Origin of the sequence: Pseudomonas sp. B14-6 (assembly GCF_013260315.1) — a bacterium.
Classification (GTDB): Bacteria; Pseudomonadota; Gammaproteobacteria; order Pseudomonadales; family Pseudomonadaceae; genus Aquipseudomonas; species Aquipseudomonas mandelii.
This window is the reverse complement of sequence record NZ_CP053929.1, coordinates 2705139-2730559: the sequence shown is the minus strand read 5'-3', so window position 1 is coordinate 2730559 and position 25421 is coordinate 2705139. Positions and strand designations below refer to the sequence as shown.

21 protein-coding genes are annotated in these 25421 nt (G+C 60.9%); 14 read left to right on the top strand and 7 right to left on the bottom strand.

The genetic code is table 11. From position 1 onward, the window contains the following. Nucleotides 1-68: 68 nt before the first annotated feature. Nucleotides 69-2822: a response regulator gene (locus tag HP062_RS12415; protein WP_010457103.1), complete on the bottom strand. Its 2754-nt coding sequence runs from the start codon at nucleotides 2820-2822 to the stop codon at nucleotides 69-71. Between the two features lie 214 nt (nucleotides 2823-3036). Here HP062_RS12415 and HP062_RS12410 point away from each other — a divergent pair, with 214 nt between their 5' ends. From HP062_RS12410 to HP062_RS12380, 7 genes are all read left to right on the top strand, one after another. Next, entirely contained in the window at nucleotides 3037-3759 is a 723-nt protein-coding gene (locus HP062_RS12410) for a response regulator transcription factor (protein WP_172791467.1), read from the top strand. Beyond that, the gene (locus tag HP062_RS12405) at nucleotides 3746-5170 is read left to right on the top strand and encodes a sensor histidine kinase (RefSeq protein ID WP_172791466.1); all 1425 of its coding nucleotides are present in this window, start codon (nucleotides 3746-3748) and stop codon (nucleotides 5168-5170) included. Before HP062_RS12410 ends, HP062_RS12405 begins: the two co-directional genes overlap by 14 nt. 141 nt (nucleotides 5171-5311) lie before the next feature. Continuing rightward, nucleotides 5312-6214, top strand: a complete 903-nt coding sequence (gene cysM, locus HP062_RS12400; protein ID WP_042932649.1) for a cysteine synthase CysM — start codon at nucleotides 5312-5314, stop codon at nucleotides 6212-6214. Further along, nucleotides 6214-7566, top strand: coding sequence for a 23S rRNA (uracil(1939)-C(5))-methyltransferase RlmD (gene rlmD / locus HP062_RS12395; protein ID WP_172791465.1), 1353 nt, complete (start codon nucleotides 6214-6216; stop codon nucleotides 7564-7566). The genes cysM and rlmD overlap by 1 nt, the downstream gene beginning before the upstream one ends. A 122-nt stretch (nucleotides 7567-7688) precedes the next feature. Then, on the top strand, nucleotides 7689-9932 hold the full coding sequence (relA, locus tag HP062_RS12390; protein WP_010457093.1) for a GTP diphosphokinase: 2244 nt from the start codon (nucleotides 7689-7691) through the stop codon (nucleotides 9930-9932). 132 nt (nucleotides 9933-10064) lie between these two features. After that, complete coding sequence (mazG, locus tag HP062_RS12385; protein ID WP_172791464.1) at nucleotides 10065-10898, top strand: nucleoside triphosphate pyrophosphohydrolase; 834 nt, start codon at nucleotides 10065-10067, stop codon at nucleotides 10896-10898. 28 nt (nucleotides 10899-10926) lie between these two features. After that, on the top strand, nucleotides 10927-11469 hold the full coding sequence (locus HP062_RS12380; RefSeq protein ID WP_010457087.1) for a DUF2058 domain-containing protein: 543 nt from the start codon (nucleotides 10927-10929) through the stop codon (nucleotides 11467-11469). A gap of 70 nt (nucleotides 11470-11539) precedes the next feature. Here HP062_RS12380 and HP062_RS12375 read toward each other — a convergent pair whose 3' ends face one another. From HP062_RS12375 to HP062_RS12350, 6 genes are all read right to left on the bottom strand, one after another. Beyond that, entirely contained in the window at nucleotides 11540-11728 is a 189-nt protein-coding gene (locus tag HP062_RS12375) for a hypothetical protein (RefSeq protein ID WP_010457086.1), read from the bottom strand. A gap of 379 nt (nucleotides 11729-12107) precedes the next feature. Further along, the gene (gene fabB / locus HP062_RS12370) at nucleotides 12108-13328 is read right to left on the bottom strand and encodes a beta-ketoacyl-ACP synthase I (protein ID WP_010457084.1); all 1221 of its coding nucleotides are present in this window, start codon (nucleotides 13326-13328) and stop codon (nucleotides 12108-12110) included. Nucleotides 13329-13339: 11 nt separating this feature from the next. Beyond that, entirely contained in the window at nucleotides 13340-13855 is a 516-nt protein-coding gene (gene fabA / locus HP062_RS12365) for a 3-hydroxyacyl-[acyl-carrier-protein] dehydratase FabA (RefSeq protein WP_008148022.1), read from the bottom strand. A 248-nt stretch (nucleotides 13856-14103) separates the two neighbouring features. After that, a complete protein-coding gene (locus HP062_RS12360; protein ID WP_172791463.1) occupies nucleotides 14104-16005 on the bottom strand; it encodes an ATP-binding protein in 1902 nt (633 codons plus the stop codon). Then, a complete protein-coding gene (locus HP062_RS12355; protein WP_010457078.1) occupies nucleotides 16002-16934 on the bottom strand; it encodes an ABC transporter substrate-binding protein in 933 nt (310 codons plus the stop codon). The genes HP062_RS12360 and HP062_RS12355 overlap by 4 nt, the downstream gene beginning before the upstream one ends. After that, complete coding sequence (locus HP062_RS12350) at nucleotides 16935-19058, bottom strand: TonB-dependent siderophore receptor (RefSeq protein ID WP_145309693.1); 2124 nt, start codon at nucleotides 19056-19058, stop codon at nucleotides 16935-16937. 196 nt (nucleotides 19059-19254) lie between these two features. Here HP062_RS12350 and HP062_RS12345 point away from each other — a divergent pair, with 196 nt between their 5' ends. From HP062_RS12345 to HP062_RS12315, 7 genes are all read left to right on the top strand, one after another. Further along, a complete protein-coding gene (locus HP062_RS12345; RefSeq protein ID WP_172791462.1) occupies nucleotides 19255-20280 on the top strand; it encodes an NAD(P)H-dependent glycerol-3-phosphate dehydrogenase in 1026 nt (341 codons plus the stop codon). A gap of 32 nt (nucleotides 20281-20312) precedes the next feature. Then, the gene (locus HP062_RS12340) at nucleotides 20313-20660 is read left to right on the top strand and encodes a DUF4389 domain-containing protein (RefSeq protein ID WP_010457073.1); all 348 of its coding nucleotides are present in this window, start codon (nucleotides 20313-20315) and stop codon (nucleotides 20658-20660) included. Further along, nucleotides 20657-21112 carry a phosphohistidine phosphatase SixA gene (sixA, locus tag HP062_RS12335; protein WP_172791461.1) on the top strand — a complete coding sequence of 152 codons (456 nt, stop codon included), beginning with the start codon at nucleotides 20657-20659 and terminating at the stop codon, nucleotides 21110-21112. Before HP062_RS12340 ends, sixA begins: the two co-directional genes overlap by 4 nt. 192 nt (nucleotides 21113-21304) lie before the next feature. Beyond that, a complete protein-coding gene (locus tag HP062_RS12330; protein WP_154501406.1) occupies nucleotides 21305-22972 on the top strand; it encodes an AMP-binding protein in 1668 nt (555 codons plus the stop codon). A 31-nt stretch (nucleotides 22973-23003) separates the two neighbouring features. After that, entirely contained in the window at nucleotides 23004-23447 is a 444-nt protein-coding gene (locus tag HP062_RS12325) for a hotdog fold thioesterase (RefSeq protein WP_010457067.1), read from the top strand. Nucleotides 23448-23733: 286 nt separating this feature from the next. Beyond that, a complete protein-coding gene (locus HP062_RS12320) occupies nucleotides 23734-24540 on the top strand; it encodes an alpha/beta fold hydrolase (protein ID WP_010457066.1) in 807 nt (268 codons plus the stop codon). Further along, on the top strand, nucleotides 24537-25391 hold the full coding sequence (locus HP062_RS12315; RefSeq protein WP_010457064.1) for an alpha/beta hydrolase: 855 nt from the start codon (nucleotides 24537-24539) through the stop codon (nucleotides 25389-25391). Before HP062_RS12320 ends, HP062_RS12315 begins: the two co-directional genes overlap by 4 nt. Nucleotides 25392-25421 lie beyond the last annotated feature (30 nt).

Here is a 25421-nt window from a genome sequence, read left to right as displayed (position 1 = left end):
GAATGGTGCCGCGACGAACAGAACCCGGTGAGCTTAGCGCCGATGCTGGCCGGTGCCATTGCGCTGTATCAAGCGTTTATCCGGGCATGGGCGGCCAGGCGGTTGATCGCACGGTCGAGTTCTTCCAGGGCGCCGGGGGCTTTGGGGTCCTGTTGCTTGAGCAGGGTTTCGCTGCGCTGGCAGGCGGCACGCAGTTGCGGGACGCCGCAATAACGAGTCGCGCCGTGCAGGCGGTGGACACGCTCGATCAAGGCGTTGTTGTCATTGGTTTCCCGGGCCAGGCGAATGGCCTCGCGATCAGCTTCCAGGGAGGCCAGCAACATCGCCAGCATGTCCGCGGCCAGATCGGCCTTGCCGGCGGCCAGGCGCAAGCCTTCGTCGTGGTCGAGCACCTGCAATTCATGGGCGCCGCCATGGCTGTCGCTGGAACGCTCCGGCCCGTGATTGCGCAACGCCAGGCCTGTCCACTTCAATACCACCTGGGCCAGTTGCCGTTCGCTGATCGGTTTGGTCAGGTAGTCGTCCATGCCGCTTTGCAGCAGCGCGCGTTTTTCGTTGGCCATGGCGTGGGCGGTGAGGGCGACGATCGGCAGCGGCGTGCAATGCCGCTCGCTTTCCCACTGACGAATCGCCTCGGTGCTTTGACGTCCGTCCATGCCGGGCATTTGCACGTCCATCAACACCAGGTCAAAAGTCTCGCTTTGCACTGCTTTGACTGCCGCGTAACCGCTTTCGACCGCGAGCACCTTGGCACCCATGTCTTCGAGCAGGGTTTGCACCAGCAACAAGTTGGCCGGGTTGTCGTCGACGCACAGCACCTTCGGTGCGCGGCTCGATACCGGTTCGCCGGGCTCGCTGCGCTGCTGGCGCGGGTTGACCAGATCGGACAATGCCCGACGCAACTTGCGGGTGCAGGCCGGTTTGGCCTGAAGCTGACTGTGCGGGTTGGGCACCGAGAGGTGGAACAGCGTCTGTTCGGTGGTCGGGCACAGCACCAACACTTTGCAGCCCAGGTGTTCGAGGTCCCAGATGTGCTGGTTGAGGCGCTCCGGTGGCATGTCGTTGCTGGTGATGCCGAGCACCGCCAGATCGATCGCCTGATCGGTCTGATGCGCGCCGGTCACGCCATTGGTCAGGCTTTCCAGGGTATTGAACGGCGTGACGGCCAGGCCGCAATCTTCCAGCTGATGCTGCAAGGCCTGACGGGCCAGTTCATGGTTTTCCAGCACCGCGACGCGGCGCCCGAGCAGCGGCGGGCCGGGCAGGTCTTCGGCGTCGTCGCGGGTCTTGGGCAGGCTGAGGCTGATCCAGAATTCCGAACCTTCGCCCGGCGTACTGTCGACACCGATCTCGCCGCCCATCTGTTCGATCAGGCGCTTGGAAATCACCAGACCCAGGCCCGTGCCTCCTGGCTGTCGGGACAGCGAATTGTCAGCCTGGCTGAACGCCTGGAACAGCGCGCGCACATCCTGGTTCGACAGGCCGATGCCGGTGTCCTGAATGCTGATGCGCAGTTGCACGCTGTCTTCGTGTTCTTCTTCGAGCATGGCCCGGGCGACGATGGTGCCTTCGCGAGTGAACTTGATCGCGTTGCTCACCAGGTTGGTGAGGATCTGCTTGAGCCGAAGCGGATCGCCCACCAGCGACAACGGCGTGTCGCGATACACCAGGCTCACCAACTCAAGCTGTTTGGCATGGGCGGCCGGGGCGAGGATGGTCAGGGTGTCCTGCAGCAGGTCGCGCAGGTTGAACGGAATATTGTCGAGCACCAGTTTGCCGGCCTCGATTTTCGAGAAGTCGAGGATCTCGTTGATGATCCCCAGCAGGCTGTCGGCGGACTTTTCGATGGTGCCCAGGTAGTCGAGCTGACGCGGGGTCAGCTCGCTTTTTTGCAGCAGGTGCGTAAAGCCGAGAATGCCATTGAGCGGGGTGCGGATTTCATGGCTCATGTTGGCCAGGAACTCGGATTTGATCCGGCTCGCTTCCAGGGCTTCCTTGCGCGCCAGGTCCAGTTCGATGTTCTGGATCTCGATGGTTTCCAGGTTCTGGCGCACGTCTTCGGTGGCCTGATCGACACTGTTCTGCAACTCTTCCTGCGCGTTTTGCAACGTGCCGGCCATGCGGTTGATGCCGGACGCGAGCTCATCCAGTTCCTGACTGCCAAGGGGTGGCAGACGGGTTTCCAGATGGCCGTCCTTGAGTTGCGCTACCGCCAGTTTGATCTGGCTGATCGGCCGGTTGATGGTCCGGCCCATGCGCAAGGCGAGCAGCGCTGCGCCGGCCAGGCCCGCGCCGATCAGCAGCAGGCTGGCGAACAGGCTGCGGTAACCGCGCAGCAGCATGCCGCTGTGGGACAGTTCGAGTTCGACCCAGCCCAACAGTCGGTCGGCTTCATCCGGTATCAGGTCGCCGGCAAGGTTGCGGTGCTTGCCAAAGACCGGCAGCAGATAGCGTGTCGCATCGTTGCCACTGTGGCGCAGCATCTTTGAGCCATTGCCCAACGGCGCCGGGTTGAGCATGGTCGGGCCGGCGTGGGCTACGGGCGTACGGTCGGCGGCGAGGAAGGTCACGGCGCGCACGTCCGGTGTTTCCAGCGACTGGGTGGCGATACGCTCCAGCAGCTCGTTGTCTTTGCGGCCCATGGCCGGGGCCACCAAGGGCGCGAGCTGTTCGGCGATCATCTCACCGCGCTGCATCAGTTGGGTTTGCAGGTCGGATTGCTGCATCCAGGTGAAATAGCCACCCAGGATCAGCGCCATCAGGCTGGTCGGCAACAGGGTCAGCAACAGCACGCGGCCTTTAATTCCCAGTTTCTTGAGCACGCATCTCTCCTGCATCCAGCTATTGATTGACCTGCACGTGCGTCCGGCACGTGCCATCGGGCCAGTGTAGCGATTTGCAGGCAGGCAATCTTCGTAAAATTGATGTCGTCATTCGTCGGCCGGACCGGCGCTTTCGCCCCACGGGCAAACCTTGGGTTGCCCAACGTCAGGCAATCTTGAATAATCGCCAACTGAGAATTATTTGCAGATACTCATGACTCCCATCTCTGTTGGCCATCCCCGCATCCTGTCCATTGAAGACGATCTCGTGCTCGGCGCTTATGTGCACGAGCATCTGGGCCGGTGCGGTTTTCAGGTGACCTGGTGCCAGAACGGCCAGGAAGGCCTGGACATTGCCCGCCAGCAACCCTTCGACGTGGTGCTGATGGACATTTTGCTGCCAGGGCTGAACGGGTTGAACGTGCTGACGCAACTGCGCCAGAGCCATTCGACCCCGGTGGTGCTGATGTCGGCGCTGGGCGCCGAGGCGGATCGCATCAGCGGTTTTCGCCTGGGGGCCGATGATTACCTGCCAAAGCCTTTCAGCATGGCCGAGTTGCGTGTGCGCATCGAAGCCATCCTGCGCCGGGTGGCGCTCGACCGTCGGCCGGAGCCGGCAGCGGCGACGTCCTCGGTCGACAGCCTGCGTTTCGATGACGAACTCTGTGACGTTTCCTATGGCGAACTCGCCGCCGGCCTGACCCGCAGCGAGTATCGATTGCTGGACACCTTGAATCGCAATGGCGATGAAGTGCTGAGCAAAGCCTTCCTTTATCAGCACGTGCTGCAACGCGGTTTTGCCGCCCATGACCGCAGCCTCGACATGCACATCAGTCAGATCCGCCGCAAACTCAAAGGCATCGGCTACACCGAGCGGGAAGTGCGTACGGTCTGGGGCAAGGGTTACGTGTTGAGTGCCGGCGATGAAATGGTCTGACTTGCCGGGCCGACACTCGCTGTTCTGGAAACTGGCATGTCTGTTGGTGGCGTTCTGTCTGCTGATGATCTGGCTGAGCTGGTCCTGGGGTCGCTACATGGAGCAGCGAAACCAGTTTCTGTCGGATCAGGCCCGAGTCACTCTGACGGGGTATGCCGCCGAGGCCGAGCAGGCGTGGCGTTCGGAGCAGAGCGCGGGCGTCGATGCCTGGCTGCAAGGCATGAAACAGCGTGAAACAGGCTGGGTTGGCGTCATCAGCGGTGATTTGCAGTCCCTAAGCAGCCAGCCGCTCACTGACCAGGAAATCGAGCGACTGACTTTCCTGCGCGGCCTGGATTGGCCCATTCACAAGAAACGCCTGCCGTGGCTGCGCGTGCCGTTTCCCGGCGATTCGACGGCTGGCAGCCTGGTCATCGAACTGCCCCAGCGCTTCATGCCCGGCCAATACAGGCTGTTCTGGCGCGTGATCACCAACGGCATCATCCCGGGATTGTTCACGCTGTTGCTGTGCGTCGGCCTGTATCGGCTGCTGGTCGTACCGTTGAATCAATTGCGCGAGCAGGCCAATGCCTGGCGCGCCGACCAGTTGAATGTGCGTCTGTCGAGCAGCACCACCAAACGTTCGGATGAACTCGGAGAGCTGGGTCGGGCCTTCGACCACATGGCCGAGCGATTGCAAAGCACTGTGGCCCTGCAGCAGCAATTGCTGCGCGACTTGTCCCACGAACTGCGCACGCCGCTGAGCCGTCTGCGGGTCGCCAGCGAAAGCGAGCAGGGGCTGGCGCAATTGCGCGAGCGCATCGGGCGGGAAGTCGATGGCATGCAGCGGCTGGTAGAAGACACTCTGCAACTGGCCTGGCTCGACACCGAGCGCGCACCGTTGCCCGACGAAGCGATCCAGGTCCAGGCGCTGTGGGAAATGCTCACGGAAAACGCTTGTTATGAAAGTGCCTGGCCGGCGAGCCAGTTGCAGTGCGCGGTGGATTCGTCCTGTTGGGTTCGGGGCAATCTCAACACCTTGGCGCAGGCGCTGGAGAACATTCTGCGCAATGCCATTCGTCATTCGCCGAGTGGCGGTATCGTTCGTTTCAGCGGGCAACGTGACGGCGACTTCTGGCATTTGTGGCTGGAAGATGAGGGCGGCGGGGTGGCTGAGGCGGATCTGGAGCGGATCTTCTGTCCGTTCATTCGACTCGACGGCTCGCGGCCGGGGGATGGCGGGTTCGGCTTGGGGTTGAGCATTGCGAGGAATGCGGTGAAGCGGCAGGGCGGGAGTCTTTGGGCACAGAACACTGGGCGTGGGCTGCGGCTAAATATTCGGTTAGTGGCTGAGAGTGATGGCGTCAGTGACGACGCCATCGCGAGCAGGCTCGCTCCCACAGTGGATCTTTGCCGACCACAAATCGTCTGATCAACCCCGCACCCTGTGGGGGCGTAACGCTGAAACAGCCCCTTATTCCCATAAGCCATAAGCACCGCACTTTGCGTGATATGGCCTGCTCGCGTTTGCCGGTATGATAGGCGCCCCCGCAGTCTGGATTGCGAATACGCCATGACCTTGCAGTACCCAACCATCGCCGATTGCGTCGGCAACACCCCGCTGGTCCGTTTGCAGCGCCTGCCTGGCGCCACCAGCAATACCCTTTTGCTCAAGCTCGAAGGGAATAACCCGGCGGGTTCGGTCAAGGACCGGCCGGCGCTGTCGATGATTACCCGCGCTGAATTGCGTGGGCAGATCCACGCCGGCGATACGCTGATCGAAGCGACTTCGGGTAACACCGGTATCGCGCTGGCCATGGCTGCCGCGATCAAGGGTTACAAGATGATCCTGATCATGCCGGACAACTCCAGCGCCGAACGTAAGGCCGCGATGACGGCCTATGGCGCCGAGCTGATCCTGGTCACCCAGGAAGAAGGCATGGAAGGCGCGCGCGACCTCGCTCAGCGAATGGAAGCCGAAGGCCGTGGCAAGGTGCTCGATCAGTTCGCCAACGGCGATAACCCCGAAGCGCACTACACCACCACCGGCCCGGAAATCTGGCGCCAGACCGAGGGCACCATCACTCATTTCGTCAGTTCGATGGGCACCACCGGCACCATCATGGGTGTCTCGCGCTACTTGAAAGAGCAGAACGACAACGTGCAGATCATCGGCCTGCAACCGATGGAAGGCTCGGCGATTCCGGGTATCCGTCGCTGGCCGCAGGAATACCTGCCGAAGATTTATCAAGCCGATCGTGTCGACCGCATTGTCGACATGGCGCAAAGCGAAGCTGAAGACGTGACCCGTCGTCTGGCCCGCGAAGAAGGCATCTTCTGCGGCGTGTCCTCGGGCGGTGCGGTGGCAGCGATGCTGCGCCTGTCCCGGGAAGTTGAAAACGCGGTGATCGTCGCGATCATTTGCGACCGTGGCGACCGTTACTTGTCGACCGGCATTTTCGACGCGCCCAACTGATGGCCAAGCAAGAGAGAGGCCTGCGCTTCCAACCCACTGGCGGCAGCAAGACCCCGCAAATTCCGACCGGCAAAAAGCAGCGCTTGAGCATCGAGCGCCTGGCCAATGACGGTCGCGGTATCGCGTTTTTCGAAGGTCGCACCTGGTTCGTCCTCGGCGCGCTGGCGGGCGAAGACGTCGAGGCGCGCGTGTTGGGTGCCCACGGCAAAGTGGTCGAGGCGCGCACCGAACGGGTGTTCCAGGCCAGCGAGTTGCGTCGTCCGGCGCCGTGCCCGCATGCCGGCCGCTGTGGCGGTTGCAGCGTGCAACATCTGCCGCACACTGAACAACTTGCCCTGAAACAGCGCATGCTCGCCGAACAACTGTCCAAGGTCGCCGGTGTCAAACCCCAAGAGTGGGCAGCGCCGTTGAGCGGTCCGGAATTCGGTTACCGCCGTCGCGCTCGAGTGGCGGTGCGTTGGGACATGAAAGCGAAGAAGCTCGAAGTCGGTTTCCGCGCGGCGGGCAGTCAGGACATCGTGGCCATCAACGAATGCCCGGTGTTGGTCCAGCCCTTGCAACCGATCATAACCCGTTTGCCGGAAATGCTTCGACGCTTGAGCAAACCTCAGGCGCTGGGGCATGTGGAATTGTTCAGCGGTTCGTCGTTGGCGGTGTTGCTGCGGCACATGGCGCCGCTGTCCGACGCCGACATGACGATCCTCAAGGATTTCTGCGCGTTCCATGAAGCCCAACTGTGGCTGCACGGAGACGGTGAACCGCAACCAGTCGAGACTGACCAGTCGTTGGGTTATCGACTTGAACAGTGGGACTTGAATCTGGCGTACCGACCGGGAGATTTCATCCAGGTCAACGCCGGGGTCAATGAAGCGATGATCGCCCAGGCGTTGGAGTGGCTGAAGCCGACAGCGGAGGAACGGGTTCTCGATCTATTCTGTGGGTTGGGTAACTTTGCCTTGCCGCTGGCCAAGGTCGTTCGCGAAGTGGTGGCAGTGGAAGGTGTGCAGGCGATGGTCGAGCGAGCAGCCGCGAATGCAGCTAGCAACAATCTTCATAATGCGACTTTTTTTCAGGCCGATTTATCCCAGCCTTTGACCGATGCCGAATGGGCGCGCGAAGGCTTTTGTGCGGTACTCTTGGACCCACCGCGTGACGGTGCTTTCGAGGTCGTGCGCAAGCTGGCGTCCCTGGGCGCCAAACGGTTGGTGTACGTATCGTGCAACCCGGCAACGCTGGCGCGCGATACGGTCGAATTGATCAAGCAGGGCTACCGGTTAAAACGTGCCGGGATTCTCGATATGTTTCCTCAGACGGCACATGTCGAGGCCATGGCGTTATTTGAAGCGAGCTAGGACGGCTCGTCTGGTCCGACTGGCCGCCCGTGCCGCTCTTGCAGTAGCCCCGTGAGGGCAATCGGGCAATGAAGGTCAGCGAATTGACGCATTGAATCTGCGTCGTAGGGAAGGTAAGCAAGATGGTACAGGTGAGAGCACACCAGCCGATCAACACTGACGGCAGTATCAATCTCGAGGCTTGGCTCGATCATGCGGTCAGTGTCGATCTGGCACTGGATCGCGAAGCCTTGAAGGAAGCGTGCGAGTTCGCTCGCGTGTCTGAACAACAGGCCAATGCGGCGAAGAATCTATGGTCCGAAGGGACCTCGAGTTTCCGCACCGGCCTTGAGATCGCCGAGATTCTCGCCGACCTCAAACTCGATCAGGATTCGTTGGTCGCGGCGGTCCTGTACCGCGGCGTGCGCGAAGGCCAGATCGAACTGCCGGCGGTCAGCCAGCGCTTCGGTCCGGTCGTCGCCAAACTCATCGACGGCGTGTTGCGTATGGCGGCGATCAGCGCCAGCCTGAGCCCCCGTCAATCGTTGGTGCTGGGCACCCAGGGCCAGGTCGAAAACCTGCGCAAAATGCTGGTGGCCATGGTCGACGACGTGCGCGTCGCGCTGATCAAACTGGCCGAGCGCACCTGCGCGATCCGTGCGGTGAAAACCGCCGACGACGAAAAGCGTAATCGCGTTGCCCGTGAAGTCTTCGACATCTACGCGCCGCTGGCTCACCGTCTCGGTATCGGTCATATCAAATGGGAACTGGAGGATTTGTCCTTCCGTTACCTTGAGCCCGATCAGTACAAGCAGATCGCCAAGTTGCTGCACGAGCGGCGTCTGGATCGCGAGCGTTTCATTGCCGATGTGATGAACCAGCTGAAAGTCGAGTTGCAGGCCACCGGCGTCGACGCCGACATCAGCGGCCGGGCCAAACACATCTATTCGATCTGGCGCAAAATGCAGCGCAAGGGGCTGGAGTTCAGCCAGATCTACGACGTGCGCGCCGTTCGTGTGCTGGTGCCGGAAATGCGCGACTGCTACACCGCGCTCGGCATCGTCCATACGTTGTGGCGGCACATTCCGAAGGAATTCGACGACTACATTGCCAACCCGAAAGAGAACGGCTACCGCTCGCTGCACACCGCGGTGATCGGCCCCGAGGGCAAGGTGCTGGAAGTGCAGATCCGCACCCACGCCATGCACGAAGAAGCCGAGCTGGGCGTTTGCGCGCACTGGCGCTACAAGGGCACCGACGTCAAATCCGGCTCCAACCACTACGAAGAGAAAATTTCCTGGCTGCGCCAGGTCCTCGAGTGGCATGAAGAGTTGGGTGACATCGGCGGTCTGGCTGAGCAGTTGCGGGTCGATATCGAGCCGGACCGGGTCTACATCTTCACCCCGGACGGTCATGCCATCGACCTGCCGAAGGGCGCGACCCCGCTGGACTTCGCCTACCGCGTGCACACCGAAATCGGTCACAACTGCCGTGGCGCGAAGATCAACGGGCGCATCGTACCGCTCAACTACAGCCTGCAAACCGGTGAACAGGTCGAGATCATCACCAGCAAGCACGGCACTCCGAGCCGTGACTGGCTGAACCCGAACCTGGGTTACATCACCACCTCGCGGGCACGGGCAAAGATCGTTCACTGGTTCAAGTTGCAGGCGCGTGATCAGAACGTCGCGGCCGGTAAAACCCTGCTCGAACGTGAGCTCAGTCGTCTCGGCTTGCCAGCGGTGGACTTCGACAAGCTGGCCGACAAGGCCAACATGAAGACCGCCGAAGACATGTACGCCGCGTTGGGCGCGGGCGATCTGCGCCTGGCGCAACTGGTGAACCTGGCGCAACAACTGGTCGAGCCGGAACGCGGCAATGAGCAGCTGGAACTGATCCCGCGCAAAGCCACCGGCTACAAACCGGGCAAGCGCGGCGACATTCAGATTCAGGGTGTCGGCAACCTGATGACGCAAATGGCCGGCTGCTGCCAGCCGTTGCCGGGTGATGCCATTGTCGGTTACATCACCCAGGGCCGTGGCGTGAGCATTCACCGTCAGGACTGTGCCTCGGTGCTGCAACTGGGCGGGCGCGAGCCGGAGCGGATCATTCAGGTCAGCTGGGGCCCGGTGCCGGTACTCACCTACCCGGTGGACATCATCATCCGCGCCTACGACCGTTCCGGTTTGCTGCGTGACGTGTCGCAGGTATTGCTCAACGAGCGGATCAACGTGCTGGCGGTCAACACCCGCTCGAACAAGGAGGACAACACCGCGCTGATGTCCCTGACCATCGAGATTCCGGGGCTGGATGCATTGGGGCGGTTGCTGGGACGGATTTCCCAGTTGCCGAACATCATCGAAACCCGGCGTAACCGTACACCGTGATGATGATCCCTGTAGGAGCGAGGCTTGCCCGCGAAGGCGTCATACCTGACACACCGCCTTCGCGGGCAAGCCTCGCTCCTACAAGGTTACGGTTGGGCCGACATACCGCATTGCAGATGTAGAGATTGATTGATGTATTCACTTGAAGACTTGCTGCACCTGATGAACCGTCTGCGCGACCCGCAGTTCGGTTGCCCGTGGGACATCAAGCAAACCTACGCCACCATCGTCCCGCACACCCTTGAGGAAGCCTACGAAGTCGCTGACGCCATCGAGCGCGGTGACTTCGATCACTTGCAGGGCGAGTTGGGTGATTTGCTGTTCCAGGTGGTTTATTACAGCCAGCTGGCCAGGGAAGAAGGGCGCTTCGAATTCGCCGGTGTGATCGACAGCATCACCCGCAAGCTGATCCGTCGCCATCCTCACGTATTTCCAACCGGTGATCTGTACGCGCCGCTGGATATTCCGCGTCTGAGTGAAGACCAAGTCAAGCAGCGCTGGGAAGAGATCAAGGCGGAGGAGCGCGCCGAGAAATCATCCGCGCCCGAACAGCTGTCCTTGCTCGACGATGTGCCTGCCGCGCTGCCTGCATTGTCCCGCTCGGCGAAGTTGCAGAAGCGCGCGGGGCAGGTCGGTTTCGACTGGCCGGACGCCTTGCCGGTGCTGGACAAGGTCCGCGAAGAACTCGATGAAGTGCTCGAAGCCATGGCCGACAATGACTCGGCAGCGATTGCCGATGAGGTGGGGGATTTGCTGTTTTCCGTGGTCAATCTGGCGCGTCATTTGAAAGTCGACCCGGAAACTGCACTGCGTGGCGCCAACAGCAAGTTTGAAAGACGCTTCCGTTTTATCGAACAGGCATTGCGCGATACCCACCGTCCCATGGAAGATTGCACCCTCGAAGAGTTGGACGCCTTGTGGGGCGAAGCCAAACGTCAGGAAAAGAATTTGCCCAGCTGCGGTTGAGCAGTGGCCTAAGTGAGAAATAAGCACCATGAGCATTTCCCTTCGCGACCAGTTGCTCAAAGCAGGGCTGGTCAACCAAAAGCAGGCCAAACAGGTCGGCAAAGAGAAGCAGAAGCAGCAACGCCTGGCCCATAAAGGCCAGATTGAACTCGATGACTCGCAGCAGCGTGCCGCCCAGGAAGCCATGGCCGAGAAGGTCAAGCGCGACCAGGAGCTGAACCGTCAGCAACAGGAGAAAGTCGAGGCCAAGGCTCGCGCGGCGCAGATCAAACAATTGATCGAAGTCTCGCGCCTGCCGAAGCTGACGACCGAGGACTACTACAACTTCGTTGACGACAAGAAGGTCAAGCGTATCTCCGTCAACACGCTGATGCGCAACCAGTTGAGCAATGGCTTCCTGGCGATCGTGCACCATGCCGGCGGCTACGAAGTGATCCCGCGTGAGGCGGCCCTGAAGATTCAGGAGCGCGATCCTCGGCGCATCGTGCAGCTGAACGTCAAGACTGAAGAAGTCGCTGCCGAAGATGATCCATACGCGGCCTATCAGATCCCTGATGATCTGATGTGGTAAGCCTTTAACGGCTTCAACAACGACAAACCCCGCTCATGGCGGGGTTTGTCGTTTTCAATGCTGTCATTGCTTATGCAGATCGGAGCGCTCGTTGCTGCTCCTGTTTTTCCAGTTCAGCCTTGTAGCTGTGGGCGTCGGTTTCGGAATGAAACATCCCCACCAGCATGTCTTGTTGATGTACATCCCAGATACGGATACCGGCGGCTATGCCTTCATGGGATTTATGTGAATCGTCGCGTTCAGTTACTTTTACAGTCATCTGCTAGCTCCAATCTCTGTTATCTGCAGCAAGGCGTGTGCAGGACTCTGTTATATGTTTGGTTAGCCTGCTAAGTAAACGACTGAGTTCGGTAACGAATTTTTGCGAAACCGACAATAGTCCTGCAGCCCGCCAAACACGTGGCATTCGGTCGCAGGGCATTGAGTTTCATGACAAAAGCTTCATGTTCGCCGTGAATATCTCGCTGGTAGAACACGGTATCTGTAGGAGCCAGGCTTGCCGGCGAAAGCGTCCTTCAGTGCGCCTTCGCCGGCATGCCTGGCTCCTACAAAAAGCATCGCAGTGCACATTTTTTCAGGCATAAAAAAACGCCCCGAACCAGTCGGGGCGTTTTTGTGTGCTGCGAGACGGCGGAGTATTACTTGCCGGTCCAGCGCTTCAGTACCAGGGTGGCGTTGGTGCCACCGAAGCCGAAGCTGTTGCTCATCACGGTGTTGATGGTGGCGTCTTCGCGAGTCTTGGTCAGGATCGGCATGTCTGCCACTTCCGGGTCCAATTCTTCGATGTTGGCGGAGCCCGCCATGAAGTTGCCTTCCATCATCAGCATGCAGTAGATCGCTTCGTGAACGCCGGCGGCGCCCAGGGAGTGACCCGACAGGCTCTTGGTGGAGCTGATGGCCGGGGCCTTGTCGCCGAACACTTCACGCACACCTTTCATTTCCGCGACGTCGCCGACCGGAGTCGAGGTGCCGTGGGTGTTCAGGTAGTCGATCGGAGTATCGACGGTGGACATGGCCATCTGCATGCAGCGGATGGCGCCTTCGCCGCTTGGGGCGACCATGTCGTAGCCATCGGAGGTCGCGCCGTAGCCAACGATTTCCGCGTAGATCTTCGCGCCGCGGGCCAGAGCGTGTTCCAGCTCTTCGACCACGACCATGCCGCCACCGCCGGCGATGACGAAACCGTCACGCTTGGCGTCGTAGGCACGGGAAGCTTTTTCCGGGGTTTCGTTGTACTGGCTGGACAGTGCGCCCATGGCGTCGAACAGGAACGATTGGCTCCAATGCTCTTCTTCACCGCCGCCGGCGAACACGACGTCCTGCTTGCCCATCTGGATCTGTTCCATGGCGTTGCCGATGCAGTGAGCACTGGTGGCGCAGGCAGAAGCGATGGAGTAATTCAGGCCCTTGATCTTGAACGGTGTGGCCAGGCAAGCGGAAACGGTGCTGCTCATGGTCCGCGTGACGCGGTATGGGCCAACGCGCTTCACGCCTTTCTCGCGCAGGATGTCCAGCGCTTCCATCTGGTTCAGCGTGGAGGCGCCACCGGAACCGGCGATCAGGCCGGTACGCGGGTTGGAGACTTGCTCATCGGTCAGGCCGGAGTCTGCGATGGCGTCTTTCATGGCCAGGTAGGCGTACGCCGCCGCGTGGCCGACGAAGCGATAGATCTTGCGATCGATCAGCTCTTCGAGGGGAAGGTCAATGGAGCCGGAAACCTGGCTACGCAGACCCATTTCGGCATATTCCGGGTTGAACCGGATGCCAGGGCGGCTTGCACGCAGGTTAGCGGAGACGGTCTCTTTGTCATTGCCCAGGCACGATACGATGCCCAGACCAGTGATAACGACGCGGCGCATGCGGATAACCCTTAGAAGTTGTCAGTGGAGGTGAAAACGCCGACCCGAAGGCCTTCGGCGGTGTAGATCTCGCGGCCGTCGACACTGACCGAACCATCGGCGATGGCCAGGTTCAGCTTGCCCTTCAGCACGCGCTTGATCTGAATGTTATAGGTGACTTTCTTGGCGGTCGGCAGGACCTGGCCAAAGAATTTCACTTCGCCCGAACCCAGCGCACGGCCACGGCCCGGCAGACCTTGCCAGCCGAGGAAGAAACCGACCAGTTGCCACATGGCGTCGAGGCCCAAGCAGCCTGGCATCACCGGATCACCTTCGAAGTGGCAGGCGAAAAACCACAGGTCAGGAGTGATATCCAGCTCGGCGACCAATTCACCTTTGCCGTACTTGCCACCCTCGGCACTGATATGGGTGATGCGATCCACCATCAGCATGTTCGGCGCGGGCAGTTGTGCGTTACCCGGGCCGAACAGCTCACCGCGACTGCAGCGCAGCAGGTCTTCCCGAGTAAAGGCGTTTTGTTGGGTCATGCGAGCTCCTCAATAGTCCCATGCGGCAGGGTGGGGCAAATCTTCCCGGCCGACCGAGGCGTTCATGCCTCGAGTCAGCAGCCTACTCATAGACTATTGCGTTGTGGTGAAAGTCACAGCACCAAGGACATGAATGTACACTTGTGCACTGAAATTATTATTCAAGCCCCTTTTCGGGCCTGTTCGGGTGCCTAAGACTGCCGCACTTTCGCCTTTCACGCCAGTCGCAGATGGTCGAAAGGCCTGTACTACTGCACCCAGCGCTGCAAAATTTGCTGCAGATCAGTGCGTTTGAAGGGCTTGGCCAGGTAATCGTTCATTCCAGCTGATAAACACGCTTCACGGTCGCCCTGCAAGGCATTGGCGGTCAGGGCGATGATCGGCAAGTCTGCGCAGCCGGGGAGCAGGCGGATCTGGCGGGTCGCTTCGTAGCCGTCGATGATAGGCAGTCGGCAATCCATCAGAATCGCTTCAAATATCAGGCTTTTGGCGCTTTGCACCGCCTGCGCGCCATCGGTCGCGACGCTGACAGTAAAGCCCAGACTGCGCAACATTGCTTCGATCACCGTCTGGTTGACCGGGTTGTCCTCCACCAGCAGCACATTGCGTCCTTCACCATGGCCGTCGCCGCTTTGTGTCCGTGGTTTCAACTCCGGCAGTGACTGCTTATAAAGGGCCAACGGAATTTCCAGGGTAAACACCGAGCCCAGGCCTTCTTCGCTCTGGGCGCGCAAGGTGCCGCCCATCCGTTCGGCCAGGGTGCGGGCAATCGGCAATCCCAACCCGGTGCCGCCGTAACGCCTTGAAATAGAACTGTCGGCCTGCTGGAACGCGTTGAACATCAACTCCAGGCTTTCGGCCGAGATGCCAATGCCGCTGTCGCGCACGGTGCAGGTGAACCACAGCAGTTCGTGATCCAGTGACTGCCATTGCGGTTCGATACTGACGCGGCCTTGCTCGGTGAACTTCAGCGCATTGCCCACCAGGTTGACCAGAATCTGCCGGATCCGCGTCGGGTCGCCTTGAACCTGCAAGGCGCGCATGTCCTCGGGAATCGCCAGGGCCAGATCGAGCCCGCGTTGCGCCGCGCTGTGCTGGAACGACTGGGCGCAGCTGCCGATCAGGTCAGCGAGGTTGAACGGAATGTGTTCCAGCTCCAGTTCTGAACGCTCGATGCGCGAGAAGTCGAGAATGTCGTTGATGACTTTGAGCAGGTGTTCGGTCGACTCCGAAGCCAGCGCCGCATACTCGATCTGCTCCTCGGTCATGTCGGTGGTTTCCAGCAGTTGCAGCATGCCCAGCACGCCATTCATTGGGGTGCGCAGTTCGTGGCTCATCATCGCCAGGAAGTCGGATTTGGCGTTGTTGGCCTTTTCCGCTTCTTCGCGGGTCTGGATCAATTGCGCCATGGCCTGCTGCTGCTCACGGCTGGCCTGCTCGAGGCCTTGCGCGAGGTTATTGATGTGCTGCGACAACGCGCCCAACTCAGTGTCATCGACGATCGGCAGCGGCGTTTTGTAATCACCCTCCTGAATCGCCTTCACGGCGTGGCCGATGTCGCGGATCGGCTGCGACAGGCTGCCGGCCAGGCGTCGGGCCACCAGAAAGGTAAACAGCAGCGCGAACAAGGCGAGAATCCCGGCCTTGAACAGGATTTCCTGCTGACGCTGGCTGAAGGCGTCATTGGACAAGCCGACGATCACCCGGCCCAGATAGTCCTCGGGCGGGGCCGTGTTGGCGACGTTGCTGCCCTGGAAGAAATCATTGTTCAGCGCGATCCGTTGCAGCCGCACCGGCGCCTGGAACACTTCGACCTGATGCGAGCGGGCATGGGTTTCCGACGGTTGCTCGACGTACACCAGAATCCGGTTGGCGCTGTCCTGGACTTCGAGAAAGCGCACGTTGGGCGTGGCCAGCGTCGCCTTGAGCAAACTTTCGAGTACCTCGTTGTTGCCCGAGATCACCCCGTATTCCGTGGCGGGGGCCAGTTGGTTGGCGATCAGCTGGCCGGTGTGGTTGAGCTCCTGGCGCAGGTCCTGGATCCGCACGAAGGTGAAGAAACTGATCAGCAGCAACGTCAGCAACAGGGCGGGGCCGAGGCTGATGATCTGCGTGCGGGTGTTGATATCCCAACCGCGACGGAAGGTCATGGGCGGCTTTCTCCTTCGGCCAACTGTGCTGCGACAAATGCTTCAGTCACCTGTTCAATACCCAATGAACGAGCCACCTGCGGATTACTTAACACTTTGAAGTGTTTTGGATACAACGCACGGGGCCAGCCTGTCTGCGGCCGATCGAGCAATTCGTCGAGCACTTCCAGCCAATCGTTCTGATCGCTGTAGGTGCTGGCCAGGCTACCAGCCTTGACGAACGCAGCGTTCGGGCCGACCAGCGCCAGTTGTCGCGAATAGCTGCTCAACAGCAGGTTTTTTGCGGTTTTCGGGTTGTACAGATCGGCGTCGTCGAGGCCCAGCAGCACGTCGCAGTTCTTCAGCAAATTCTGTAAAGGGCGGCTGTCGTTGGTGTTGTCCCATCGCTCGGCGATCACTTCAAGGCCCAACGCTTGTGCCGACAGCCGCAATTCCTTGAGCAGGAATTCGCTGTGACTGTCGTACAGCACGCCGATGCGTCGGGCCTCGGGCAGGATGAGCCGGGTCAGGCGCAATTGCCGATCCAGCGGCGGATCGCTCCAGAGCAGGCTGAGGTGCGATGGAAAGTCAGCGCCGAAACGATGATGGGCTTGCAGGCGACTGATGCGCAGTACCAGCGTCGGCGGGCCTTGTGTCTCTTGCAGGCGCCAATCGAGGCTCGGCAGATCGAGCAGGATCAAACGGGTATCGCCGGGCAGTGCGCCCGGCCTCGGCAAGCTGTCCAGTACTTGGAAGCGAACGCTGTCGGCCGGGCGCATGCCGCTCAGCGCCTGCACAAAGGATTGCACGCCCGGGCTGTCTTCGGCACCGGTCAGCAGAATGTCGGCGGCCTGAATCGTCAGGCTGCCAAGCAGGCCGGCAAACACCAGACACACCCCTGCCAGCAGGCGGCCAAGGGTTGGCGACTTTCGCGACAGGCGATGCAGCATTTAAAACGTCAGCTCCGCGCTGAAGTAGAGCACCCGACGCTCGTCATAGTTGTTGTCGACGAAGGTGGTGGGTTGATGGTCGAGGCGCTGCTGGAGCACGCCGGCCAGTTCCAGATTGGCCTTGCCCAGGCCGATGCGTTTGGCGATGCGCGTGTCGACGCGTTCGAAGCGGTAACCGTTGAGGGCGTCGTCCCCGTAATAGAAGAGGGCGCTGTTCCAGCCGTGGCCCCAGTTGCGCAGCCAACCGGCGGAACCGCTGTTGCGCGCCGTCAGTCGCTCATCCTGCGGATTGCTCGCCTCGGCGTCGACGTAGGCGTAAGTCAGGCGCAGCCGGTCGGCGCTGCTCAGGCGCCAGTCCAGCTGGGTTTCCGTGCCCTTGAAGCGCGAGCTGTTGGAATTGCTGGCGATGTACTGATTGTTGCGCAGGGGTTCGCTGATCATGCCGCTGATTTCGTCGTAGAACAGTTTCACATCGACCGTCAGCCCAAGCTCCGCGAAGTAGCCGTTGTAGCCCAGCTCGCGCGAGCGCATGCGTTCTTGTTCGAGGTCGCCGGGGCCGCGGGTCTTGACGAAATACCGGGCGCTGGTCTGGCCGTAGGCACTGGGCCGCAGGTTGGTCACCTGGTAACTCCAGTTGACGTTGTTCTCGAACATGTCCGGTGAGCGGATGGCTTCCGAATACACCGCGCGCAAGCCGTGACGCGGGTTGATCAGGTAATTGACCGCTACCCGCGGGGTCAGCGAGCTGCCGGTCAATTGCGTGTCTTCGAACATGGCGCCGCCCTGCAGCAACCAGTGCTCGGTGGCGCGCCACTCGAGTTGGCCGAATGCGCGCCAAGTGGTGTCGTCGAGCGTTCCATTGAAGTAGGTCTCGGAATTTGCCCGGTCGTAACGATAGTTCATGCCGCTGACCAGTCGCAGACTGTCGGACAGGCTGAGGGTGTCTTGCAGTTCCAGGTCGTAGCGCGTTTCCCGGGCGCTCTGGTCGATGTCGCCACAGAGGGTTTGCCGGGCACCGTTACGCCATTGCGCCAGCACTTGATTGCCTAGCGCTTGTTCCGCCGCCGTGCCGGCCGGCGCGCCGGGACCGGTGAAGCGCTCGATGTTGCGCGCCAGGCGTTCGGTGTAGTTCGGGTTGAGCTGCCAGAGTTCGGTCAGTTGCGGGCTGAACGAAACTTCCGCATCACAGGCGCGCCAGGTCTGCTGACGGTCCCAGTGCTGAGCCGAACCCTGGATATAAAGGCTGTGATCAGGATTGATGTCCAGGTTCCAGCGCAACGAACCGGCGTAGTCCTTGGCAACGACGTCGGAATTGTTCCCGGCTGCGGTAATACCGGAGAACACCGGGCGGTAGGTATAAGGCCGCTGGTTGGTTCCGTCCTTGGCGTTCAACTGCCAGTCGATGCTCTGGTTTTCACTCAGCGTCTGGCTGACGGCAAGGTTGAAGCGGTTCAAGCGGCGACTGTCGCGATAATCAGCGCCGTTGCTGTCGGTGTCGAAGCCGTCGTCCTGCTGGCCGGACAGTGACAGACGCAGGTCGCCGCCGTCCCAGCCCACACCCTGGCTGGCGTAAAAATCATCGATGCCGCGCTGGCCACGGGTGACTTTCATCCGCGTGCCGTGGCTGTCGGCCGGGTTGCGGGTGATGATGTTGACCACCGCCATCAACGCATTGGCGCCGTAGCTGACCGTGTTGGGGCCGCGGAAAACCTCGATACGCTCGATGTCTTCCATGGCCACCGGGATATCACTCCAGTCCACCGTGGCCAGGCCAGCGCGGTACACCGAGCGGCCGTCGATCAGCACCTGCATGCGCCGCGCTTCCGTGGCGTTGGTGCCGTGGTAATTCACCGCCGCCTGATTACCGCTGATATTGCCGACCATCATGCCCGGCACCAGGCGCAGCAATTCGCTGATGTCCCGTGCACCGCTGGCATTGATCAGTTCGCTGTCGATCACCGTCATGCTTCCCGGGACTGCGGCCGGCGACTGCTTCAGGCGGGTGGCCGTGAGCACTTGCGGCAGCGATTCGTTGTCGAGGAACAAGTCGTCGGCCAGCAATGGCGAGCTGAAAAGCAATGCCAGAACCAGCGGAGAGGAGGGTGAAGGAGAGCCAAACGACACGAAACGTCCTTGATAACGATGAGATGGCGCGCATGTTAACCGAGCTGTTCGACTTTTCCATTCACGATGCCGGCATTTTCCTAGGATTTATTGGTCTTCTTCCTACAAGTGCCGGTAATTGATACGGGGGCTGGCCGCCACTGGGACGCTCCGTATAATGCCGACATCGCCACTGGTATGGATTAACGGATTGCATATGACTGAACAGCGCCCAATTGCGGTCCTGGGAGGCGGAAGTTTTGGTACCGCCGTGGCTAATCTGTTGGCCGAGAACGGGCATCAGGTCCGGCAGTGGATGCGTGACCCCGAGCAGGCTGAGTCCATGCGGGTCAATCGCGAAAACCCGCGTTACCTCAAAGGCATCAAGATTCTTCCCCTGGTAGAACCGGTGACTGATTTGCAAGCGACCCTGGACGCTTGCGACCTGTGCTTTGTTGCGCTGCCGTCCAGCGCGCTGCGTTCGGTACTGGTCCCGCACGCCGAACGGTTGAGCGGCAAATTGCTGGTCAGCCTGACCAAAGGCATCGAAGCCCACACGTTCAAGCTGATGAGCGAGATCCTTGAAGAAATCGCCCCGCAAGCGCGCATCGGCGTGCTGTCCGGGCCGAACCTGGCCCGTGAAATCGCCGAGCACGCACTGACCGCCACCGTGGTCGCCAGCGAAGACGAAGAACTCTGCCAGCGGGTCCAGGAGGCGTTGCATGGCCGGACCTTTCGCGTGTACGCCAGCGCCGACCGCTTCGGCGTGGAGTTGGGCGGGGCGCTGAAAAATGTGTACGCGATCATCGCCGGCATGGCGGTGGCGCTGGGCATGGGTGAAAACACCAAGAGCATGCTGATCACCCGGGCGTTGGCGGAAATGACCCGCTTCGCGGTGAATCAGGGCGCCAACCCGATGACCTTCCTTGGGTTGGCGGGCGTGGGCGACTTGATCGTCACGTGTTCGTCGCCGAAAAGCCGCAATTACCAGGTCGGGTTTGCCCTCGGCCAGGGGTTGAGCCTGGAAGAGGCGGTGACCCGCCTGGGCGAAGTCGCCGAAGGCGTGAACACGCTGAAGGTGCTCAAGGCCAAGGCTCAGGAAGTGGGCGTCTATATGCCGCTGGTCGCCGGGTTGCACGCGATTCTGTTCGAAGGGCGCACGCTCAATCAAGTGATTGAACTGTTGATGCGCGGCGAACCCAAAACCGATGTGGACTTCATTTCCACCAGCGGTTTCAACTGATCACGCTTTCGAGATAAAGCAGGGAGTTGCACATGAACGATCCGAAAACAGAGGCCACCTACGAGTCCATTCTGCTGCGGGTGTTATGGATGATCGTCTTCTTGCTGGTCTGGCAAGTGGCGCAGTTCATCCTGGGGGCGGTGGTGCTGGTGCAACTGATCTATCGTTTGATTTATGGCGCCCCGAGCGCCAGCCTGATGAACTTCGGCGACAGCCTGAGCCAGTTCCTGGCGCAGATCGGTCGTTTCGGCACCTTCCACAGCGACCAGAAACCCTGGCCGTTCGCCGACTGGCCGACGCCGCGTACACCGGAAGGCGAAGCGCCGCACGCCGTGCCGCCAGCGCCACATCCGGCCCGAGATGAGGAGCCGAAACTATGAAACTCTGGGTATTGCGTCATGGTGAAGCCGAGCCACACGGTTCCAAACCACACGATTCGGAGCGCGCACTGACGGAACATGGTCGTTCAGAGGTGCTGAGCATCGCTGCTGAACTGATCGGTCAGCCGATTACAGCCATCTATGCCAGCCCGTTTCTGCGAGCTCATGAGACCGCGCAGCTGGTGCGCGAGGCGCTGGGTTTCGAACCGGAGATTCGCACTGTCGAGTGGCTGACCCCGGACACTGATCCAGACAAGGTGGCCGAGCAACTCGTGTCGGTGAGTGACGTCCTTCTGGTCAGTCACAACCCGTTGGTGGGGAACTTGTTGAGTTACTTGCAGCATGGTGCCGGCTATCCACCAGAGAGGGTCAGCACCGCTGGCCTAGCCGAGCTCGAGAGCGCTGAACTGCTGATAGGTTCGATGAAGCTCAACAGCATCAAACACCCGTAACCGCATTTGCTTTGGCTTTTTGCAGGCGCGAGGCTTGTCCGCGAAGCTGTTGCCGTCGTTGAAAGCCCTTCGCGTGCAAGCCTCGCTCCTACAGGGGGCGGCGGTGTTCCGGGATTTTGTGTGAAATAGTCAACCAAGCAACCGCTTGGTTGACTACGCTTGCTCCAGACCAAAAATAAAGGAGCGAGTCGCATGTCTGCTGCTTTTCGTTTGCCGCTGGACGTCTTTTACGAGCGTGAAGCCCGTCATCCCCGCCAGCGTTTTCTGGTCCAACCTACCGGCGGCGGACACGTCGAGACCCTGACCTGGGCCGACGTCGGCCATCAGGCTCGCTGCGCCGCGCATTGGCTGCGCGCACGCGAACTGCCCCAAGGCAGCCACATCGCCCTGATTTCGAAAAACTGCGCGCACTGGATCATCGCCGACCTGGCAATCTGGATGGCCGGGCACGTTTCGGTGCCGTTGTACCCCAACCTCACCGCCGAGTCGGTGGCGCAAGTGCTCGAACACTCGGAAGCGGCGCTGGCGTTCATCGGCAAGCTCGATGACTGGCCAGGCATGTCTCGCGGGGTCAGTGCCGATCTGCCGACCATCAGCCTGCCGTTGCATCCGCCGGGTACTTTCGACTACAGCTGGGCCGATCTGCAAAAGAGCTCACCGATCCAGGACGATCCCAAGCCGTCCGCCGACCAGTTGGCGACCATCATTTACACCTCCGGCACCACCGGGGTGCCCAAAGGCGTGATGCATAGCTTCGGCAATCTGGGCTTTGCCACCACGCGCGGCACTCAGCTGTTCGGTCTCAACGAGTCGGATCGACTGCTGTCTTACCTGCCGCTGTGCCATGTCGCCGAGCGGATGTTCGTCGAGCTGGCGTCGATCTACACCGGGCAAACCGTGTTCTTTGCCGAAAGCCTCGACACCTTTCTCACCGATTTGCAGCGCGCGCGGCCGACCGCGTTGTTCGGCGTCCCGCGGATCTGGACCAAGTTCCAGATGGGCGTGTACAGCAAGATTGCGGCAAAACGCCTCGACTTCCTGCTCGGCCTGCCCTTTATCGGCAAACGGGTCGGGCACAAAGTGCTCGTCGGGTTGGGGCTGGATGCGTTGCGCGTGGCGTTGTCCGGCGCCGCGCCTGTGCCGCAGACCTTGCTGTTGTGGTACCGCAAGCTGGGACTGGATGTGCTGGAGGTCTACGGCATGACCGAAAGCTGCGGTTACTCCCACATCGGCCGGCCCGGCGAGAACAAACCCGGCTGGATCGGCAAGCCTTGCCCGGAGGTTGAAGTGCGGATCGCCGATTCGGGCGAAGTCATGGTGCGCAGCGGTGCGACCATGCTTGGCTATTTCAAGGAGCCCGAGAAAACCGCAGAAACCATCACCGAGGACGGCTTCCTGCGCACCGGCGACAAGGGCGAACAAGATGCCGAAGGCAACCTGCGCCTGACCGGGCGACTGAAGGAGATCTTCAAGACCAGCAAAGGCAAATACGTCGCGCCGGCGCCGATCGAAAATCGGCTGGCGGTGCATTCGCGGATCGAACAGGTGTGCGTGGTCGGTGATGGCTTGAGTGCGCCGCTGGGGTTGTGCGTGCTCTCGGCGGTCGGTCAGCAGGACGCAGGGGGAACGGCGCGGGCAGGGTTGCATGCAAGCCTGGAAAAGCTGCTGGAGGAGGTCAATGGCGGCCTCGACAAACACGAACGCTTGCGCCAGTTGGTGGTGGTCAAGGACAGTTGGGCGGTGGAAAACGGCTTCCTGACACCGACCCTGAAGATCAAGCGCAACGTGATCGAAGCGTCTTACGGCGCTCGGTTCGAAGAATGGAGCGAGCGCAGCGAGACGGTGCTGTGGCAGGATTGAGCCACGAATAAAACCAACAAAGGAAAGCAAGATGAGTCTGTGGCGTACCATTCCCGACGTCGAGCAGTTGAACGCAATCCAGAAAAACACCATTGGCGAAGTGCTGGATATTCGCTTCGAAGCCTTTGATGACGAGTCCCTGACCGCGAGCATGGTCATCGACCACCGCACCCACCAGCCTTACGGTTTGCTGCACGGCGGCGCGTCGGTGGTGCTGGCCGAGACGGTCGGTTCCATGGCCAGTTACTTGTGCATCGATGCCAGCAAATTCTATTGTGTGGGTCTGGAAATCAACGCCAATCACTTGCGCGGATTGCGCAGCGGGCGAGTGACGGCAGTGGCCAAGCCGATTCACATTGGGCGCACGACTCATGTCTGGGATATCCGTTTGAGCAGTGACGAGGGCAAGGCCAGTTGCGTGTCGCGGTTGACCATGGCGGTCGTGCCGTTGGGCGAGAATCCACCGGCCCGCTGATTGTCGAGCGAACCACCTCTTCCGGCCCGATGATTACCTGTGGCGAGGGAGCTTGCTCCCGTTGGCTGCGACAGCAGCCCTTGCCGGCACGCCTCTCGCGGCGTGCACCGGTTTTGCGCCTGCTGCGCAGCCGAACGCGAGCAAGCTCGCTCGCCACAGGGTTCGGCGATGTCTGAATGCTCATGCCCCTGACCGGACTGTCATCATTCCTGGCACTTACAGTCATTGCCGCCGCCTCGCGTCTTACGGACAATCAACCCTTGTTTTCGCTCATGGATTTGCCGGTATGTCGCAACAGATATTTTTCGCCCACGCCAATGGCTTTCCTTCGGGCACCTACGGCAAGTTGTTCGCGGCGCTGGCGCCCGAGTACCAGGTGACGCATCTGGAACAGCACGCCCACGATCCGCGTTTTCCGGCGGACGACAATTGGCGCAACCTGGTGGATGAGCTGATCCATCACCTCAAAGAGCAACCGGAGCCGGTCTGGGGCGTCGGCCATTCCTTCGGCGGCGTGCTGCACCTGCACGCGGCGTTGCGTTGCCCTGAACTGTATCGGGGCGTGGTGATGCTCGATTCGCCGGTGCTGACCCGCGCCGATCAATGGGTGATCCGTGCGGCCAAGCGTTTCGGTTTCATCGACCGCCTGACCCCCGCCGGCCGTACATTGGGGCGCCGGGAAGAGTTCGCCGACCTGGACGCGGCACGGCTCTATTTCGCCGGCAAAACCCTGTTCCGCAGCTTTGATCCCGAGTGCTTCGACGCTTACCTGCAACACGGTTTGCAAAAAGTCGGCGACAAGCTGCGCCTGCGTTTCGACCCGGCCACGGAGATCAGCATCTACCGTGGCGTCCCGCACACCAGTCCAGGCCAGGCACGCCAGTTGAAAGTGCCGCTGGCGGTGGTGCGCGGGCACAAGAGCCGGGTGGTGATGCGTCACCATGCAAGCTCCGTCGGGCGTATGCCGCTGGGTGAGTCCCTGACCATGCCCGGTGGCCACATGTTCCCCCTCGAACGTCCGCAAGACACCGCCACGCTGCTGAAAAACCTGTTCAGCCGCTGGGAAGGTCGTCGCCAACAGGATTGCGCATGAGCCACGTTGTCGAAGAAGTTCGCCTGAGCCTGCCGCACATCGAGCTGGCCGCGCACCTGTTCGGTCCCGAAGACGGCCTGCCGGTGATCGCCCTGCACGGCTGGCTGGACAACGCCAACAGCTTCGCCCGGCTGGCACCGAAGCTCAAAGGCCTGCGCATCATCGCCCTGGACATGGCCGGTCACGGACATTCCGGGCATCGCCCGACCGGCGCCGGTTACGCGATGTGGGACTACGCTCACGACGTGCTGCAAGTCGCCGAGCAGTTGGGCCTGAAGCGTTTTGCACTGATGGGGCACTCGATGGGGGCGATCGCTTCGTTGATTATTGCCGGGTCGATGCCGGAACGTGTCACGCATCTGGCGTTGATCGACGGCATCATTCCTCCGACAGACAAAGGCGAAAATGCCGCCGAACGCATGGGCATGGCCCTGCAAGCCCAGCTGGATCTGCGGGAAAAGCGCAAACCGGTCTACAACACCCTGGATCGAGCCATCGAGGCACGCATGAAAGGCCTGGTGGCGGTCAGTCGCGAAGCCGCCGAGCTGTTGGCCCAGCGTGGACTCATGCCGGTACCGGGCGGTTACACCTGGCGCACTGACAACCGACTCACACTGCCATCGCCCCTGCGTCTGACAACCGAACAGGCGATGGCCTTCGTCCAGCGGGTCAGTTGCCCTGCGTTATTAGTGGTAGCAGCTGACGGCATGCTCGCCAAACATCCCGAGCTGCTGGAGCGTCTACCCTTTAGCCGTGAACAGCTGCCTGGCGGCCATCATTTGCACCTGAATGACGAACCCGGCGCCGACCTTGTCGCAGACTGTTTCAATCGGTTCTTCGCCGTTCCTTGACTTGCGCCGGGCAACTGTCGAGGCTGGGCG

Bases quoted from the DNA above. Each gene is read 5' to 3' on its own strand.
- fabB (WP_010457084.1), bottom strand. From the start codon at position 13,328: ATGCGCCGCGTCGTTATCACTGGTCTGGGCATCGTATCGTGCCTGGGC.
- cysM (WP_042932649.1), top strand. From the start codon at position 5,312: ATGACCTTGCAGTACCCAACCATCGCCGATTGCGTCGGCAACACCCCG.
- HP062_RS12405 (WP_172791466.1), top strand. From the start codon at position 3,746: ATGAAATGGTCTGACTTGCCGGGCCGACACTCGCTGTTCTGGAAACTG.
- HP062_RS12330 (WP_154501406.1), top strand. From the start codon at position 21,305: ATGTCTGCTGCTTTTCGTTTGCCGCTGGACGTCTTTTACGAGCGTGAA.
- HP062_RS12410 (WP_172791467.1), top strand. From the start codon at position 3,037: ATGACTCCCATCTCTGTTGGCCATCCCCGCATCCTGTCCATTGAAGAC.
- HP062_RS12345 (WP_172791462.1), top strand. From the start codon at position 19,255: ATGACTGAACAGCGCCCAATTGCGGTCCTGGGAGGCGGAAGTTTTGGT.
- rlmD (WP_172791465.1), top strand. From the start codon at position 6,214: ATGGCCAAGCAAGAGAGAGGCCTGCGCTTCCAACCCACTGGCGGCAGC.
- fabA (WP_008148022.1), bottom strand. From the start codon at position 13,855: ATGACCCAACAAAACGCCTTTACTCGGGAAGACCTGCTGCGCTGCAGT.
- HP062_RS12315 (WP_010457064.1), top strand. From the start codon at position 24,537: ATGAGCCACGTTGTCGAAGAAGTTCGCCTGAGCCTGCCGCACATCGAG.
- HP062_RS12380 (WP_010457087.1), top strand. From the start codon at position 10,927: ATGAGCATTTCCCTTCGCGACCAGTTGCTCAAAGCAGGGCTGGTCAAC.
- HP062_RS12325 (WP_010457067.1), top strand. From the start codon at position 23,004: ATGAGTCTGTGGCGTACCATTCCCGACGTCGAGCAGTTGAACGCAATC.
- relA (WP_010457093.1), top strand. From the start codon at position 7,689: ATGGTACAGGTGAGAGCACACCAGCCGATCAACACTGACGGCAGTATC.
- mazG (WP_172791464.1), top strand. From the start codon at position 10,065: ATGTATTCACTTGAAGACTTGCTGCACCTGATGAACCGTCTGCGCGAC.
- HP062_RS12375 (WP_010457086.1), bottom strand. From the start codon at position 11,728: ATGACTGTAAAAGTAACTGAACGCGACGATTCACATAAATCCCATGAA.
- HP062_RS12360 (WP_172791463.1), bottom strand. From the start codon at position 16,005: ATGACCTTCCGTCGCGGTTGGGATATCAACACCCGCACGCAGATCATC.
- sixA (WP_172791461.1), top strand. From the start codon at position 20,657: ATGAAACTCTGGGTATTGCGTCATGGTGAAGCCGAGCCACACGGTTCC.
- HP062_RS12355 (WP_010457078.1), bottom strand. From the start codon at position 16,934: ATGCTGCATCGCCTGTCGCGAAAGTCGCCAACCCTTGGCCGCCTGCTG.
- HP062_RS12340 (WP_010457073.1), top strand. From the start codon at position 20,313: ATGAACGATCCGAAAACAGAGGCCACCTACGAGTCCATTCTGCTGCGG.
- HP062_RS12320 (WP_010457066.1), top strand. From the start codon at position 23,734: ATGTCGCAACAGATATTTTTCGCCCACGCCAATGGCTTTCCTTCGGGC.